Source organism: Micromonospora sp. DT15 (genome assembly GCF_049841475.1).
Lineage (GTDB): Bacteria > Actinomycetota > Actinomycetes > Mycobacteriales > Micromonosporaceae > Micromonospora.
Genome location: NZ_JBNCKJ010000001.1, coordinates 128,076 through 143,714, shown reverse-complemented (window position 1 = coordinate 143,714; position 15,639 = coordinate 128,076). Strand labels below are relative to the sequence as shown.

General features: G+C 72.9%; 14 protein-coding genes. 6 read left to right on the top strand and 8 right to left on the bottom strand.

Annotation, left to right across the window (positions count from 1 at the left end; all coding sequences use genetic code 11):
* Nucleotides 1-170 precede the first annotated feature (170 nt).
* The 4 genes from ACLQ3F_RS00685 to ACLQ3F_RS00670 are packed head-to-tail and all read right to left on the bottom strand — an operon-like array spanning nt 171 to nt 3,824.
* Complete coding sequence (locus ACLQ3F_RS00685) at nt 171-923, bottom strand: putative protein N(5)-glutamine methyltransferase (RefSeq protein WP_425845083.1); 753 nt, start codon at nt 921-923, stop codon at nt 171-173.
* Between the two features lie 32 nt (nt 924-955).
* A complete protein-coding gene (locus tag ACLQ3F_RS00680) occupies nt 956-2,074 on the bottom strand; it encodes a cystathionine gamma-lyase (RefSeq protein WP_425845080.1) in 1,119 nt (372 codons plus the stop codon).
* A gap of 8 nt (nt 2,075-2,082) precedes the next feature.
* A complete protein-coding gene (locus ACLQ3F_RS00675) occupies nt 2,083-3,090 on the bottom strand; it encodes an NAD(P)H-dependent glycerol-3-phosphate dehydrogenase (RefSeq protein WP_425845077.1) in 1,008 nt (335 codons plus the stop codon).
* On the bottom strand, nt 3,087-3,824 hold the full coding sequence (locus ACLQ3F_RS00670) for a lysophospholipid acyltransferase family protein (protein ID WP_425845075.1): 738 nt from the start codon (nt 3,822-3,824) through the stop codon (nt 3,087-3,089). The genes ACLQ3F_RS00675 and ACLQ3F_RS00670 overlap by 4 nt, the downstream gene beginning before the upstream one ends.
* 126 nt (nt 3,825-3,950) lie before the next feature.
* Between ACLQ3F_RS00670 and cofC the strand changes: the two genes are divergently transcribed.
* The 5 genes from cofC to ACLQ3F_RS00645 are packed head-to-tail and all read left to right on the top strand — an operon-like array spanning nt 3,951 to nt 9,683.
* A complete protein-coding gene (gene cofC / locus ACLQ3F_RS00665; RefSeq protein ID WP_355005280.1) occupies nt 3,951-4,598 on the top strand; it encodes a 2-phospho-L-lactate guanylyltransferase in 648 nt (215 codons plus the stop codon).
* Between the two features lie 58 nt (nt 4,599-4,656).
* Nucleotides 4,657-4,854, top strand: a complete 198-nt coding sequence (locus tag ACLQ3F_RS00660; protein ID WP_030335323.1) for a cold-shock protein — start codon at nt 4,657-4,659, stop codon at nt 4,852-4,854.
* 54 nt (nt 4,855-4,908) lie between these two features.
* The gene (locus ACLQ3F_RS00655) at nt 4,909-7,272 is read left to right on the top strand and encodes an RNA degradosome polyphosphate kinase (protein ID WP_425845072.1); all 2,364 of its coding nucleotides are present in this window, start codon (nt 4,909-4,911) and stop codon (nt 7,270-7,272) included.
* A gap of 24 nt (nt 7,273-7,296) precedes the next feature.
* Nucleotides 7,297-8,817 carry a CHAD domain-containing protein gene (locus ACLQ3F_RS00650; RefSeq protein ID WP_425845069.1) on the top strand — a complete coding sequence of 507 codons (1,521 nt, stop codon included), beginning with the start codon at nt 7,297-7,299 and terminating at the stop codon, nt 8,815-8,817.
* Complete coding sequence (locus ACLQ3F_RS00645; RefSeq protein WP_357198901.1) at nt 8,805-9,683, top strand: NUDIX hydrolase; 879 nt, start codon at nt 8,805-8,807, stop codon at nt 9,681-9,683. Before ACLQ3F_RS00650 ends, ACLQ3F_RS00645 begins: the two co-directional genes overlap by 13 nt.
* 12 nt (nt 9,684-9,695) lie before the next feature.
* Here the strand turns inward: ACLQ3F_RS00645 and ACLQ3F_RS00640 are convergent, their stop codons facing one another.
* The 4 genes from ACLQ3F_RS00640 to leuC all read right to left on the bottom strand — a co-directional run bounded on the left by ACLQ3F_RS00640 (nt 9,696) and on the right by leuC (nt 14,703).
* Nucleotides 9,696-11,636, bottom strand: coding sequence for an endonuclease/exonuclease/phosphatase family protein (locus tag ACLQ3F_RS00640; protein ID WP_425845067.1), 1,941 nt, complete (start codon nt 11,634-11,636; stop codon nt 9,696-9,698).
* 163 nt (nt 11,637-11,799) lie between these two features.
* On the bottom strand, nt 11,800-12,483 hold the full coding sequence (locus tag ACLQ3F_RS00635) for an HU family DNA-binding protein (RefSeq protein ID WP_355005285.1): 684 nt from the start codon (nt 12,481-12,483) through the stop codon (nt 11,800-11,802).
* A gap of 172 nt (nt 12,484-12,655) precedes the next feature.
* Complete coding sequence (gene leuD, locus ACLQ3F_RS00630; RefSeq protein ID WP_425845064.1) at nt 12,656-13,243, bottom strand: 3-isopropylmalate dehydratase small subunit; 588 nt, start codon at nt 13,241-13,243, stop codon at nt 12,656-12,658.
* 14 nt (nt 13,244-13,257) lie between these two features.
* On the bottom strand, nt 13,258-14,703 hold the full coding sequence (gene leuC, locus ACLQ3F_RS00625) for a 3-isopropylmalate dehydratase large subunit (RefSeq protein WP_425845063.1): 1,446 nt from the start codon (nt 14,701-14,703) through the stop codon (nt 13,258-13,260).
* A gap of 49 nt (nt 14,704-14,752) precedes the next feature.
* Between leuC and ACLQ3F_RS00620 the strand changes: the two genes are divergently transcribed.
* Nucleotides 14,753-15,439: an IclR family transcriptional regulator gene (locus ACLQ3F_RS00620; protein WP_007456408.1), complete on the top strand. Its 687-nt coding sequence runs from the start codon at nt 14,753-14,755 to the stop codon at nt 15,437-15,439.
* The last annotated feature ends 200 nt before the right edge of the window (nt 15,440-15,639 follow it).

The window sequence follows — 15,639 nt, the reverse complement described above, 5'->3', positions numbered from 1 at the left end:
CCCACCCCGACCGGAAACCGGACAGCCCGCCCGGGTCGATCAAGGAGTTGTGGTGGGGGACAAATAACGCGTAGTGGAGCCGACCAGGCACCACAACTCCATGATCGACGCGGGCCAGGGGGTCGGGTCAGGGGTTCTGGGGGGTACGGGGGGAACGGGGGGGGTGCGGGTCAGGCGGGGCGTTGGGCGGTCAGGGCGGTGGCGTCCAGGTCCTCGTCGTGGTGGACGGTGGGGATCAGGCCGGCTTCGCCGAACGCGTCGCAGAGGGCTTCGATCTGGGTGGTGCCGGCTTCCACCACCAGGTGGCCGCCGGGGGCGAGCCAACCGGCCGCGTCGACACCCACCCGGCGCAACACGGAGAGCCCGTCCGGGCCGCCGTCGAGCGCCACCGGGGCCTCGTGCAGCCGCGCCTCCGGCGGCATCAGCGCGACCGCGTCGGTCGGCACGTACGGGGCGTTGGCGACCACCAGGTCCAGCCGACCCCGCCACCGCTCGGGCAGCGGCGCGAAGAGGTCACCCTCGTACACCTCGACGTCCAACCCGGCGACGTTGCGACGCGCACACGCCACGGCCGCCGGGTCGATGTCGGCGGCGGCCAGCCAGCGCGGCGCGAGCCGGTGCGCCAGCGCGACGGTGGTGGCCCCGGAGCCGCAGCACAGGTCGACCACGGCCGGCGCCGCGCCGGTCAACTCGGCAGCCATCTCGACCAGCAGCGCGGTCCGGGCCCGGGGCACGAAGACGCCCTCGTCGACGGCTATCCGCAGGCCACAGAACTCCGCCCAGCCGAGCAGGTACTCCAACGGTTCGCCCGCCACCCGACGGTCGGTCAGGTCGGCCAACGCCGCCGGGCTGGGCGCGGCGGCCAGCAGCAACTCGGCCTCGTCCTCGGCGTAGACGCAACCGGCGGCCCGCAACCGACTCACGAGAGCGGCCCGCTCGGCGGGGGAAGGAGACGTCAAACCGGTCCGGCCACATCGAGCGCGGCGGCGATGTCCGCCACCAGGTCCGCGGTGTCCTCCGCGCCACAGGAGAGCCGGACGAAGCCGGGAGCGGTGTCGTCGCCCCACTGGGCCCGCCGGTCCGCCGTGGTGTGCAGGCCACCGAAGGAGGTCGCCGCCGCCACCAGCCGGGCGGCCTCGACGAATCGACCCACCCGGTCGGCGTCGCCCAGGTCGAACGAGAGGACCCCCGGTATCCGGCGCATCTGCGCCGAGGCCACCGGGTACGCCCTGTCGTCCGGCCGCCCCGGCCACCGCAGGCCGGTCACGTCCGACCGGTTGGCGAGCAGGTCGACGACCGCGGCGGCGTTCGCGCTCTGCCGCGCCAACCGCAGGTCGAGAGTGGCCAGTGACCGGTGGGCCAGCCAGGCGTCGAACGCGCCCGGAACCGCCCCCGTGGTGGTACGCCAGGTCGTCACCGCGTCGATCAGCTCGGTGGACCGGCCGGCCAGATAGCCCAGCAGCAGGTCGGAGTGGCCGGTGAGCGCCTTCGTCCCAGAGGCGACCACCAGGTCGGCACCGAGATCCAGCGGGCGCTGTCCGAGCGGGGTGGCGGTGGTGTTGTCCACAGCGAGCAGCGCGCCGGCGGCGTGCGCCCGCTCGGCCAGGGCCGCCACGTCGACCACGTCGAGGCCCGGGTTGGCGGGCGTCTCCACCAGCACCAGCCGGACACCCTCGAACGACGGGTACGGCCCGACGGTCGGCGCGAACAGCACCCGGACGCCGATCGCCTCCAGCACGCCGGTGGCGAACGCCCGGACCGGGAAGTATCCGTCGGTGGGAAGCACCACCGTGTCCCCCGGTCGAAGCAGGGTGAGCAGCAGGCCGGTGATGGCCGCCTGACCGGTCGCGAAGACCCGGCAGTCACCGCCCTCCAGCTCGCCCACCGCCACCTCCAACAGCCGGCGGGTCGGGTTGTCGGGGCGGCCGTAGCCGTTCGGTGACGTGCCCTGACCCTCGAACGGGTCGAGGTGGTACGGCGCGGCGAAGACCGGCCCGGGGAGGAACGGGTCCCCCGGCGCCGGCTCGGGCAGGCCAGCGCGTACGCAGCGGGTGCCGTCCCCCCACTCGCTCATCGGGTTCCTCACTCGTACGACTCGGGTTTGGCGGTGCGGCTCATCAGGGTCTCCACGGCGAGCCGCGGGTCCATCCCCTCGTGGCAGATCCGCTCGACCTGCTCGGTGATCGGCATCTCCACGCCGTGCGCCCGGGCCAGGTCGCGGATCGCCAGGCAACTCTTCACGCCCTCGGCGGTCTGCCGGGTGGCGGTCTGGGCCTGCTCCAGCGTCTCACCCCGGCCCAGATGCTCGCCGAAGGTGCGGTTGCGGGCCAGCGGGGACGAGCAGGACGCGACCAGGTCGCCCATGCCGGCGAGGCCGGCGAAGGTGATCGGGTCCGCGCCGAGCGCCACGCCCAGTCGGGCCGTCTCGGCCAGCCCACGGGTCATCAGCATGGCCCGGGTGTTGTCGCCGAAGCCCATCGCGGTGGCGATGCCGTACGACAGGGCGATCACGTTCTTGACCGCCCCGCCCAGCTCACAGCCGATCACGTCGTCGTTCGTGTAGGGGCGCAGGTACGGCGTCCGGATCGACGACTGGACGAGCGTGGCGCGGGCGCTGTTCGTCCCGGCGACCACTGTCGCGGCGGGCTGCTCGGCGGCGATCTCCGGGGCCAGGTTCGGGCCGGACACGACGACCACCCGGTCCGCGGCGACCCCGGCGGTCTCCACGATGACCTCGCTCATCCGCTTGGTGGTGCCCAGCTCGATGCCCTTCATCAGCGACACCAGGGTGGAATCCGGGTGCAGGTGCCCGGCCCATTCGGCGAGGTTGCCGCGCAGGGTCTGCGACGGCACTGCCAACACCACCACCTCGGCCCCGGTGATCGCCTCGGCGGCGTCGGCGGTGGCCGTGACACGGGCCGGGAGCAGCAGGTCGGGCAGGTACTCCGGATTACGGCGCTCGGTCCGGATGCTCTCGGCGACGGGCGCCCGGCGGGCCCACACCGTCACGTCCCGCCCCGCGTCCGCAAGAATCTTGGCGAATGCAGTGCCCCAGGAACCGGCACCGAGCACCGCAACGTGACCGCTCATGCCACATCGTCCCGCTGCTCGCGGCCGACGGACGGTCGGGCCGGTCGCTCCCACAGTGGCGGCGGGGTACCGCCACGGATCTCGGCGAGCATGTCCCGCAGCCGCAACATGATGGTGTCCGTCATCTCTTCGAGGGTGTCCCGGGTCGGCTGTGCGTCCGCCCACCGGCTCAGGTCGATCGGCTCCCCGGCGGCAACGGTCACCGGGATCCGGGGGCGCAGGCTGACACGGGTCGTCCGCGGGTCGAAGATCCGTTCCGGCCCCCACATCACCACCGGTACGACAGGGGCGCCGGTGGCCAGGGCCAGGCGGGCCGCACCGGTCTTGGCCTTCATCGGCCAGAGCTCCGGCTGTCGCGTGGTGGTGCCCTCAGGGTAGATCACGACCGCGCCGCCCTCGTCGAGCGCGGCGACCAGTGCGTCCAGCGAGCGGACGGCGTCCACGCTGCCCCGCTCGACCGGGATCTGCCGGCACCGGTGCAGGATCCAGCCGACCACCGGCACCCGGAACACGCTGGCCTTGCCCAGGTACTGCGGCCAGCGCCCGGAGTCGTAGATGAAGTGCGCGGACACCAACGGGTCGGCGTGGGAGATGTGGTTCGCCACGATGATCACGCCGCCGTCGCCGTGGAGATGTTCCTGACCACGCCAGGTACGCCGGGTCCAGACGGTCATCACCGGCTTCACCAGCCACACGGCGAACCGTTGCCAGAACCCCAGGCTCCGCCGTGCCACTGTGCCTCCTCGTCGCGCCCCAACCGCCGCGAAATCCCGCCCGCGACGCCCGCAGCGGAAATCATGCCTGCTCGCCCCCGGTACGGCCAGCGAGGGGCCCGCCGTACGGCTGGCAGGATTGCGGACGTGACTCAGCCGAGGTGGGCCGTGGTGGTGCCGGTGAAGCGGCTGGCCGTGGCCAAGAGCCGGCTGCGGGGCGCGCTGCCCGGCGTACCGCATGAGGAGTTGGCGCTGGCCCTGGCGGCCGACACGCTCCGCGCGGTGCTGGCCTGCCCGGCGGTCGCCGAGGCTCTGGTGGTGACCGACGACGCCCGGGTGGCGGCGGCGGCGCGGGCCGCCGGCGCGGGGGTGCTGCCGGACGAACCGGACGCCGGCCTGAACGCCGCGTTCCGGCACGGGGCGGCCACTGCCGCCGCCGGGTGGGTGGCCGGGATCACCGCGGATGTGCCGGCGCTGCGCCCGGCCGAGTTGGCCGGCGCGCTGCTCGCGGCGCAGAACGGTCGACCCGGGGTACGCCGGTTCCTGCCGGACGCGCCCGGCGGTGGCACGGTGCTGCTCACCGCGGGGCCGGGTGTGCCGCTGGATCCGCGTTTCGGGGTGGGCTCGGCGGTAGCGCACGCGGCGAGCGGGGCGCTGCCGCTCGACGGCGACTGGCCCAGCCTGCGCCGGGACGTGGACACCGCCGCGGACCTGGCCGCCGCCGCCCGGCTCGGGCTGGGGCCGCGCACCGCCGCGCTGGTGGCCGCCGGTCGCCCGGCCCGCGCCGCAGGCTGAGCCGCCCGGTGGGCCGAGCCCGCGCCACAGGCCGAACCGCCCGGTGTACGGTGCCAGCATGCAGGGCACGGTGGCCAGCTACGACGCGGCGACGCGCAGCGGTGTCCTGCTGCTCGACGACGGCACCGAGATGCGTTTTCCCGCCCGGGCCTTCGACGCCTCCGGGCTGCGGCTTCTCCGGCTCGGGCAGCGGGTCCGCATCGACACGGATCCCGACGGCGAGGTTGTCCGGGTGACATTGCCGACGATGATCTGAGCCGGCGAGCCCAAGTTCATTTTGCGTTTACCGTAATCGGGTGATTATGAGCGGGTGAGCACCCCTCGCGAGCAACCGGCCCGCCCGCCCGCCACCGACCTCCGCAACGGCTCCCGTACGCGCGGCACCGATGGGCGCTTCCGCCCGTCCCGCGCCGAACGTGCCGGTGCCGCCCGCGCCGACACGCTCGCCGACGATCCCGGAGCCGCCTCCTCCGGGCTGGACGAGGTCATCGACCCCGCCCCGAAGGTCGAAGCGGACGGCCCCGCCGCCGGTGGCGTCCACCAGGTCCTGCCCGACGACCTGCCGACCCGTGCCGCGCCTGAGGACGACGACGAGGCCGCAGCGCCCCCGCCGCTGCCCGAGGACCGGTTCCTCAACCGGGAGCTGTCCTGGCTCGACTTCAACGCCCGGGTGCTCACCCTGGCCGAGGACCAGCGCACCCCGCTGCTGGAGCGGGCCAAGTTCCTGGCCATCTTCGCCAGCAATCTCGACGAGTTCTACATGGTGCGCATCGCCGGTCTGAAGCGGCGGCTCTCCGCCGGCCTGCCGGTGCGCGGCGGAGACCGGCTGCCCCTGCGTACGCAGTTGGAGCTGATCGCCGAGCGGACCGCCGCGCTGGGCGCCCGGCACGCCGCCTGCTTCGTCGACGACGTGCTGCCCAAGCTGGCCGACGAGGGCATCCGCATCCTGCGCTGGGGCGAGCTGGGCGACGGCGAGCGGGAGCGGCTGCGCACCTACTTCCGGGAGCACATCTTTCCGGTGCTGACCCCGCTCGCGGTGGACCCGGCGCACCCGTTCCCGTACATCTCGGGGCGGTCGCTGAACCTGGCGGTGGCGGTCCGTGACCCCGACGGCGGTTCGGAGCTGTTCGCCCGGGTGAAGGTGCCCAACAACGTCCCCCGTTTCGTCCGGGTGGACCGGGACCAGCCGGGCGTCCGGATGCTGCCGGTGGAGGACCTCATCTCGGTGCACCTGGGGCAGCTGTTCAGCGGCATGCAGGTGGTCGAGTGCCACCTGTTCCGGGTCACCCGCAACGCCGAGGTGGAGGTCGACGAGGACCGCGACGAGGACCTGCTCCAGGCCCTGGAACGGGAGCTGGCCCGACGGCGGTTCGGTCCCCCGGTCCGGCTGGAGGTCGCCGCGTCCATCTCCGACCACATGTTGGAGCTGCTCGTCCGCGAGCTGGACATGGACGACCAGGACGTGCTCCGGGTGCCCGGCCTGCTGGACCTGTCCGCGCTGTGGCAGGTCTACGGCGAGGCGGACCGGCCGGACCTGAAGGACCCGCCGTTCGTGCCGGCAACCCATCCCCGGCTCGCCGAGGGCGAGGTGCCGCGCAGCGTCTTCTCCACCCTGCGCGACGGTGACATCCTGGTGCACCACCCGTACCACTCGTTCGCCACCAGCGTGCAGCGCTTCATCGAGCAGGCCGCCGCCGACCCGAACGTGCTGGCCATCAAGCAGACCCTCTACCGGACCAGCGGCGACTCGCCGATCGTCGACGCGCTCGTCGACGCGGCCGCCGCCGGCAAGCAGGTGGTGGTGCTGGTGGAGGTGAAGGCCCGCTTCGACGAGGTGGCGAACATCGGCTGGGCCCGCACGCTGGAACGCGCCGGCTGCCACGTCGTCTACGGCCTGGTCGGCTTGAAGACGCACTGCAAGACCGCGCTGGTGGTCCGGCAGGAGGGCAACCAGATCCGTCGCTACTGCCACATCGGCACCGGCAACTACCACCCCAAGACGGCCCGACTGTACGAGGACTTCGGCATGCTCACCGCCGACCCGGAGATCGGTGCCGACCTCACCGACCTGTTCAACGTGCTCACCGGGTACAGCCGGCAGACCGCGTACCGGCGGTTGCTGGTGGCCCCGCAGGGCATCCGCAGCGGCCTCATCGAGCGGATCGAGCGGGAGATATCGCACGTCCGCCTGGGGATGCCCGGCCTGGTCCAGTTCAAGGTCAACTCCCTGGTCGACGAGGGGGTGACCGACGCGCTGTACCGCGCCTCCCAGGCCGGCGTCCACGTCGACCTGCTCATCCGGGGCATGTGCACGCTGCGCCCGGGGGTGCCGGGGCTGTCGGAGAACATCCGGGTCCGCTCGATCCTCGGCCGGTTCCTGGAACACTCCCGGGTCTTCCGGTTCGGCAACAACGGTGAGGCCGAGTTCTGGATGGGCTCGGCCGACCTCATGCACCGCAACCTGGACCGGCGGGTGGAAGCGCTGGTGAAGGTGAGCGACCCGATCGCCCGCGCCGAGCTGGACCAGGTGCTCACCGCCGCGATGAGCCCCGAAGTGGACGCGTTCGAGCTGGCCGGCGACGGGACCTGGACCCGGCGTACCGGCGATGACAACGCGGCCCGGGCCCATCTGCAGGAACTGCTGCTGCGCCGCGTCGGTGGCACGGCCAGCTGACCGCGCAGCGCATAGGCTGAGCTGATGGTCGAGGAGGAGCAGAAGTACGAGGTGGACGACGCCTACGTGCTGCCGGACCTGGCCGGCGCGGCCCCGGCCGGCGGCCGGGTGCGGGCACTGCCACCGGTGACGCTTGTCGCCCGCTACCTCGACACCGTCGACCTGCGGCTGGCCCGGGCCGGTGCCTCGCTGCGCCACCGCAAGGGTGACGAGCTGCCCTGGACGGTGAAACTGCCGACCGGGACCCCGGGCGTCCGGCACGAGATCTCCCGCCCCGGGGCGAAGGGACAGCCGCCGCCGGAGCTGGTGGAGTTGGTCACCGTCCTGCACCGGGGTGCGCCGCTGGCCCCGGTGACTGTGGTCCGCACGGTGCGGCACGCGTACGAGGTGTGTGACCGGGCCGGCACCGTCCTCGCCGAGGTGGTGGACGACCGGGTGACGGTGCTCGACGACTCCGGCACCACCACCGACACCTTCCGCGAGGTGGAGGTGGAGCTGAAGGCCGGCGACCGGGAGCTGCTCGACCGGGTCGGCGCGGTGCTGCGGGAGGCCGGCGCGCAGGGCGGGTCGTTCACGCCGAAGCACGTACGGGCGCTGGGCGCGACGGCGCAGGCCGATCCGGATCTGGTCGCGCCGGCCGGGCTGACCGCCGAGCCGAACGCCGGTGACGTGGTGACCGAGTCGCTCCGCAAGGAGATCCGCCGGCTGTTGGCGCACGACCCGCTGGTCCGGCTGCGCGCCCCGGCAGCCGGTGGCGACACCGCGGTGCATCAGATGCGGGTGGCCTGCCGACGCCTGCGCAGTGACCTGCGCACCTTCAAACCGTTGCTGCGAAAGACCTGGTCCCGCCCGCTGCGCGCCGAGCTGCGCTGGCTGGCCGACGTGCTCGGCGCGGCCCGCGACGCCGAGGTGCTGCGCGCGCGGCTGCGCCGTACCGCCGACGCCGATCCGCTGAGCCCGCTCGACCGGGGCGCTGTGGACCGGCTCGACGAGGTGCTCGCCGAACGACAGCGGCAGGCGCTCACCGCCATCGACGAGATGCTGCGCTCCGCGCGCTACCTGGCCCTGGTGGACTCCCTGGTGCTGGCCGCCCGCGCGCCCCGTTTCACCCGAGGGGCGGCAGCGCCCGCCGCGCAGGCGCTACCCGCGCTGGTGGCCCGCCCCTGGCGGCGGTTGACCGGGCCGGACGGCGTCGGCGGGCTCGACGCGCAGTCGCCGGACGACCGCTGGCACGCCGTCCGCAAGGAGGGCAAGCAGACCCGGTACGCGGTCAACGCGGTGGCCCCGACTGTCGGCAAGGGCGCACGGCGGCTGTCCCGCGCACTCGCCCAGGTGCAGGACGTGCTCGGCGAGCATCAGGACGCGGCGGTGGCGGCGGACACCTGGTTGGAGATCGCCGCCGAGCGACCGGGCGACCACGAGCTGGCTGTCACCGCCGGGCGGCTGGCCGAGCGGGAACGCCAGTCGGTACGCCGGACGCGGGGTCTCCTCCCGGCTGCCTGGCACCGGGCCACCCGGCGACGGCGCACCAGTTGGCTGCCGTGACGGGCATCCGGGCAGCGGGCGGGGTGGCCTGGCGGCCGACCGACGACGGCGTACGCGTCTGCGTGGTGCACCGTCCCCGTTACGGCGACTGGACGCTGCCGAAGGGCAAGCTGGAGCCGGGCGAGCACGCGCTGGCCGCGGCCGTGCGTGAGGTGGCCGAGGAGGCCGACGTGCGGGGCGTGCCGCAGGTGCGGCTGCCGTCGGTCCGCTACCGCAGCGAGGGGCAACCCAAGCTCGTCGACTACTGGTCGATGCTCGCGGTGGCCAGCGGCGGTTTCCAACCCGACACCGAGGTGGACGACATCCGCTGGCTCGCGGTGGACGACGCGATCCGGTTGGTCAGCTACCCGCACGACGCCGAGGTGTTGGCGGCGTTCGCCGCGCTGCCGTCGGTGACGGCGACTGTCGCGCTGGTCCGGCACGCGCACGCCGGTAAGCGGGCCACCTGGTCCGGCCCGGACGTCGGGCGACCCCTGGACGCCGAGGGGTGGGCCCAGGCGAGCACGCTGGCCGGGCTGATCGCCCTGATCCGGCCGGCCCGGCTGGTGTCGGCGTCGCCGCGACGGTGCGTGCAGACACTCGATCCGGTCGCCGCGTTGCTCGATCTGCCGATCGAGGTCTGTGGCGACCTGGACGAGCCGCAACCCGGCCAGCAGGGCGACGAGCAGATCCTGCACACCGCCGCCCGGCTGTTGGAGTTGGCCGGCACCGGTGGGCAGTCGGCGGTGTGCAGTCAGGGCAAGGTCCTGCCGGGCGCCCTGGAGCGGCTGACCGGCCGCACCGATGAGGACTTCACCACGCCGAAGGGCGGCGGTTGGCTGCTCTCCTTCGCTGCCGACCGGCTGTTGGCCGCCGATCGCCTGTAGGGCCGGCCTTCGTCAGCGGGGCGGCAGGGTCACTGTCACCGCGACCGGCAGGTGGTCGCTGGCGGTGCTGCGCGGCGCGACCGGATCGCCGGGGGTCAGGCCGGGCGAGACGAAGATGTGGTCGATCTGCTGGCGCGGGTCGTCCGCCGGGCTGGTCGCCAGTGGTCGGGCAGCGGCCAACGCGTCGACCAGGCCGGCCTTGGTGAACTCCACGAACGCCTCGTCGCCCGGTTCGGTGTTCAGGTCACCGGCCACCACCAACGGCCGACCGGCCGCGTACCGGGTGGCGAAGTCGGCGACCGCGCGGGCCTGGACCACCGGGCCCTTGCCGGGCGGCGGTTGCAGGTGGGTGCTGACAACGGCGGTACGGACACCGTCGCTGAGATCGAGCGTGACGGCGAGGGCCTGCGCGCCGGTGGGCGCGCCGACGGCGGCCAGCGGCAGGGTCCGCGGATCGTCCACCGGCCAACGGCTGAGCACCGCGTCGCCCCAGACCGGGTCGGCGGCCGGCCCGAAGACGTACGGCATACCGAGCCGGTCGGCCAGCAGGTCCAGGGTGTCGTGCCCGCCGTTGAGCAGCCACGCCCGGTCCACCTCGCTGAGCAGCACCACGTCGGGCCGTTGCCGCTCGACCACCTCGGCGAGACCGGCCAGGTCGAACCGGCCGTCCAGCCCGAACCCCATCCGGATGTTGTACGCCACCACTGTCAACCGTTCCGGTGGGCCGTCCCGGTTGCTGGCCACCGGCACCTCGTCGGCGAGCACCGGTGCCAGCAGGGCCAGCGCGGTGACCACGGCGGCGGCCCGGAGCGGCGGAAACGGCCCGGGAAGCCGGTCGACGACGGGGCGGGCGGTGAACGCCACGGCGGCGATCAGCACAGCCACCACCACCGGCACCGCCGCGTTCGGGTAGCCGAGGTCGTAGGCCGAGTAGTAACCGACCGCACCCAGTGCGAAGACGAGCATCCCGGCGGCCACCGCGTACCCCCGCCGGGCGGCGCTGGTGCCGGCGCTCGCGGTGTCGGCGGCGGGCTGGCCGGTGTCGTCGGTCAGCGCGAGGCAGGCACCGAGGCCGACCGCGGCGAGGAGGATGGCCGGCAGGAGCAGGTCGCCCCGGTCGAGGGCGAACAGCACCGCTCCGCCGAGCAGCGCCACCGGGCCGTATGCCCGGCCCCACCCACGCGGCGGCCCTGTCAACGCGGCGCAGAGAAACCCGGCGACCGCCACCGGCACCGGCGCCAGGCCGAACAGTGGCGAACGAGCCACCCCGTCTCCAGCGACCAGGTACGACATTCCGGTTCGGGCCAGCGCCGGGGAGAGCGCCACCATCCCGGCCAGCAGCAGCGCCGGCCCGGCCAGCAGCCAGGCCCGACCACCACCAGGGCCGGCAGGGGCGTCAGCGGGGCCGGCAGGGGCCTCAGCGGGGCCGTTTCCCGCACCGCCGCGGCCGGGTTGCGCCGTGCCGACCAGGAACACGGCCACCGCGACGGCGCTGAGCAGCCAGGCCACCCAGTCACCCCGCCAGACCAGGTCGACGGTGTCCAGCACCGCGTGCAGGGCCGCGTTGACAGCGAACCCCAACGCCAGCCCCGGGACCGGGCGGTCGGTGTCGGCCGCGACGCCGACCAGCCAGACCAACCCGGCGAGCAGACCGGCGGTGGCCAACCAGAGCTGCGTACGCCCGCCGGGAGCGGCGGTGAGCGCGAGCCGGGCGACGGCTAGCGCGACGGCGGCGACGACAGTGACCGGGCGGGCTCCGACCCGGCGGACCACGGTGGGTGCGCCCATCGCGAGCACGAACCAGCCGAGGGCGAACGCCCCCATCAGCTCGGCCGGGGTGGACGCCGCCTGACCGAAGATGGTGATGATGCCGGGCAGCCAGACCCGCAGCACGTCGATGAGGAGGAGCACGCCCAGCGCGAGCGTGCCGGTGGTGAGCTGTCGGTAGCGCACCAGCGCCCCATTTCCCGTCGACGGGCCGGCCCAGGGATGGCCGGCACGGCGATTCTGCGCGAGCGGGCCAACCCGGTCAACGGTCCCCGTACGCCGAAAAAGTCGTCCTGGTACACCGAAAGGGCGCCCACCCACTGGTGGACGCCCTCGCGGTACCTGTCGGTCAGCGCTTGCTGGCCGCCTTCTTGGCCGGAGCCTTCTTCGCCGGCGCCTTCTTGGCCGCCGTGCTCTTGCTCGCCGCCGCGGTGGTCTTCTTCGCCGCGGTCGACCGGGTCGCGGCGGTGGTCTTCTTCGCCGCTGTGGTCTTCTTGCTGGCGGCCGTCTTGGTCGCCGTGGTGGTCTTGCTCGCCTTGGCCGGGGCGGTCTTCTTGCTGGCGACCGTCTTGGTCGCCGTGGCGGTCTTGCTCGCCTTGGCCGGGGCGGTCTTCTTGCTGGCCGCCTTCGCCGTGGTCGCCTTGGTGCCCGCCGCCTTGGCGGTAGCCGCCTTGGTGCCGGTCGCCTTCGTGCCCGCCGCCTTGGCCGTGGCGGTGCTGGTGGCGGTCTTCTTCGTCGCCGCCGCGGCCTTCGGCACCTTGCCGCTGGCCACCATTTCCTTGAACCCGGCGCCGGGGCGGAAGGTCGGGACTGACGTCTTCTTGACCTTCACCGCCTCGCCGGTACGCGGGTTGCGCGCTGTTCGCGCGCCACGCACACGCTTTTCGAATGCTCCGAATCCGGTGATCGCCACCTTCTCGCCCTTGGTGACCGCCGCCTGGACCTCGGTGAGGACCGCGTCGAGCGCGGCCGTCGCCATCTTCCGGTCCCCCAGGCGAACGGCGAGCGCCTCGATGAGCTCGGCCTTGTTCACGACTTCCTCCCGATTGTGCAACTGACTCGTCGCGAGCCATTCTGCGCGCACGGTATGCCCTGTGCTGCCGGGACACAAACATTCGGTAGAAAAAAGCCCTTGTGTCGTAACGGATTCACCCCCACCGGATGGACCGATGGGGGTGAAATCCGCTGCGCGGGCGGCCTAACGGCTATGCCACGGAGGGCAGGAAGGGCAGTCGGCGCGCCTCGTAGGAGTCGATGTCGGCGGCGTGGCGGAGGGTGAGTCCAATGTCGTCGAGGCCCTCCAGGAGGCGCCAACGGCTGAAGTCGTCAAGCGGGAACGACCAGCTGGCGTCCCCCGCCCGGATCTGGCGTGCGGTCAGGTCGACCGTCACCGGAGTGGTGGGATCCGCTTCGACCAGGTCCCACAACTCTTCGACGGCTTTCAATTCCAACTCGACCGGCAACAGACCTTCCTTGAGGGCGTTGCCGCGGAAGATGTCACCGAAGCGCGGGGCCACCACGGCACGGAAGCCCCAGTCCCGTAGCGCCCAGACGGCGTGTTCCCGGGAGGACCCCGTGCCGAACTCCGGACCGGCGATGAGGATCGACGCTCCGGAATAGTTTTCATCGTTGAGCACGAATGCCGGATCTTCCCGCCAGGCGCTGAACAGCCCGTCGGCGAAGCCCGTCCGGGTCACCCGCTTGAGGTACACGGCGGGGATGATCTGATCCGTGTCCACGTTGGACCGGCGCAGTGGCACGGCGGTGCCGGTGTGGGTGGTGAACTTGTCCATCTCGTCGGTCCCTTCTACAGGTCGGCGGGGGCGGCCAGCCGGCCGACCACGGCGGTGGCGGCGGCCACCGGCGGGGAGACCAGGTGGGTGCGCCCGCCTCGGCCCTGACGGCCCTCGAAGTTGCGGTTCGAGGTGGAGGCGGAGCGCTCGCCCGGCTTCAGCGTGTCGGGGTTCATCCCCAGACACATGGAGCAGCCGGCGAACCGCCACTCCGCCCCGGCGTCGGCGAAGACCTTGTCCAGGCCCTCGGCCTCGGCGGCCTCGCGCACCGCGGCGGAGCCGGGCACCACGAGCATCCGGACGCCGTCGGCGACCCGGTGGCCACGCAGCACGTCGGCGGCGGCCCGCAGGTCCTCCAGGCGACCGTTGGTGCAGGACCCCACGAACACCACGTCGATCAGCAACTCCCGAAGCGGGGTGCCAGGACGCAGGTCCATGTACTCCAGGGCGCGGCGTGCGGCGGCACGCTCCGAGTCGGTGACGAACTCCTCCGGGTCCGGCACCGGCGCGCTCAGCGGCGCGCCCTGCCCCGGGTTGGTGCCCCAGGTGACGAACGGGGTGATCTGGCTGGCATCCAGGGTCACCTCGGCGTCGAAGCTCGCGCCCTCGTCGGTGGGCAGCGTCCGCCACCACGCCACCGCCGCGTCCCAGTCCGCGCCCTGCGGCGCGTTCGGTCGACCCTTGAGGTACGCGAAGGTGGTCTCGTCCGGCGCGATCATGCCGGCCTTGGCGCCCCACTCGATGGACATGTTGGCGATGGTCATCCGCCCCTCCATGGAGAGGGCGCGAATCGCCTCGCCGCGGTACTCGACGATGTGCCCGCGACCTCCACCGGTGCCGACCTGCGTGATCAGCGCGAGCACCAGGTCCTTGGCGGTCACGCCTGGCGCGAGCCGGCCGGTGACGTTCACGGCCATCGTCTTCGGCCGGCTCTGCGGCAGCGTCTGGGTGGCCAGCACGTGCTCCACCTCGCTGGTGCCGATGCCGAAGGCGAGCGCTCCGAAGGCGCCGTGGGTGGCGGTGTGCGAATCGCCACAGACGATCGTCATGCCCGGCTGGGTGACACCGAGCTGCGGGCCGATCACGTGCACGATGCCCTGGTTGTCGTCGCCGAGCGGGTGCAGCCGTACTCCGAACTCGGCGCAGTTGCGGCGCAACGTCTCGATCTGCGTACGCGACGTGGGGTCCGCGATGGTGAGCAGGTCACCACGGCGGAGGCGGAACGCCGGGTCGTCGTACCCGGTCGGGGTGTTGTGGTCCTCGGTCGCGAGGGTCAGGTCGGTACGACGCACCCGGCGCCCGGCGAGCCGCAGCCCGTCGAAGGCCTGCGGGCTGGTCACCTCGTGCAGCAGGTGCAGGTCGATGAAGAGCAGGTCCGGCTCACCAGCGGCGGACCGTACGACGTGCGCGTCCCAGACCTTCTCGGCCAGGGTCCTCGGCTCAGGAGTGACTCCCACCATCTGGACATCCTAAATTCTGGGAGGTAAGTTTCGGCTTGTGGGACACAGTATGAGCGGTGTCGGCGTTCTCGACAAGGCGGTGGTCATCCTGGCCGCCTGCGTGGACGGCGCCAGCCTGGCCGAACTCGTCGAACGCACCAAGCTGCCCCGGGCCACAGCACATCGCCTGGCCCAGGCCCTGGAGATCCACCGAATGCTGGTGCGTGACACCCAGGGCAGATGGCGGCCCGGCCCCCGCCTGGGCGAGCTGGCGAACGCCGCACCGGACGTTCTGCTGACCGCCGCAGAGCCGCTGCTGGCCGCGCTGCGCGACGCCACCGGTGAGAGCGCGCAGCTCTACCTGCGCCGTGCCGACGAGCGGATCTGCGTGGCGGCGGCGGAACGCGCCAGCGGTCTACGGGACACGGTTCCGGTTGGCTCGGTGCTGCCGATGACGGCAGGCTCAGCGGCCCAGATCCTGCTCGCCTGGGAGCCGCCGGAGGCGGTCATGCCGCTGCTGCCGCGCAGCAAGTTCACCGGCCGCACCCTTGCCGAGGTACGCCGTCGCGGCTGGGCGCAGAGCGTCGCCGAGCGGGAGGCCGGCGTGGCGAGCGTCTCCGCCCCGATCCGCGACCGCACCGGCCGGGTCATCGCCTCGGTCAGCATCTCCGGCCCGATCGAGCGCCTGGGCCGCCGCCCCGGCGAACGCCACGCCATGGCAGTGGTGAGAGCCGGCCAACGCCTGTCCGGCCTCTAACCCCCACCCCCTGCCCCCTCCAACCAAACCCGCCCTCGTTGATCATGAAGTTATTGCCACGACACGCCGAGGGCGAGGGCAATAACTTCATGATCAACCGGGGCGGAGGTGGGTGCAGCAGAGAGGGCGGTGGGGTGGGGTGGGGTGGGACGGGACGGGAAAAGGCTCATCTCGCTGGGCGAGATGAGCCTTTGGATGTA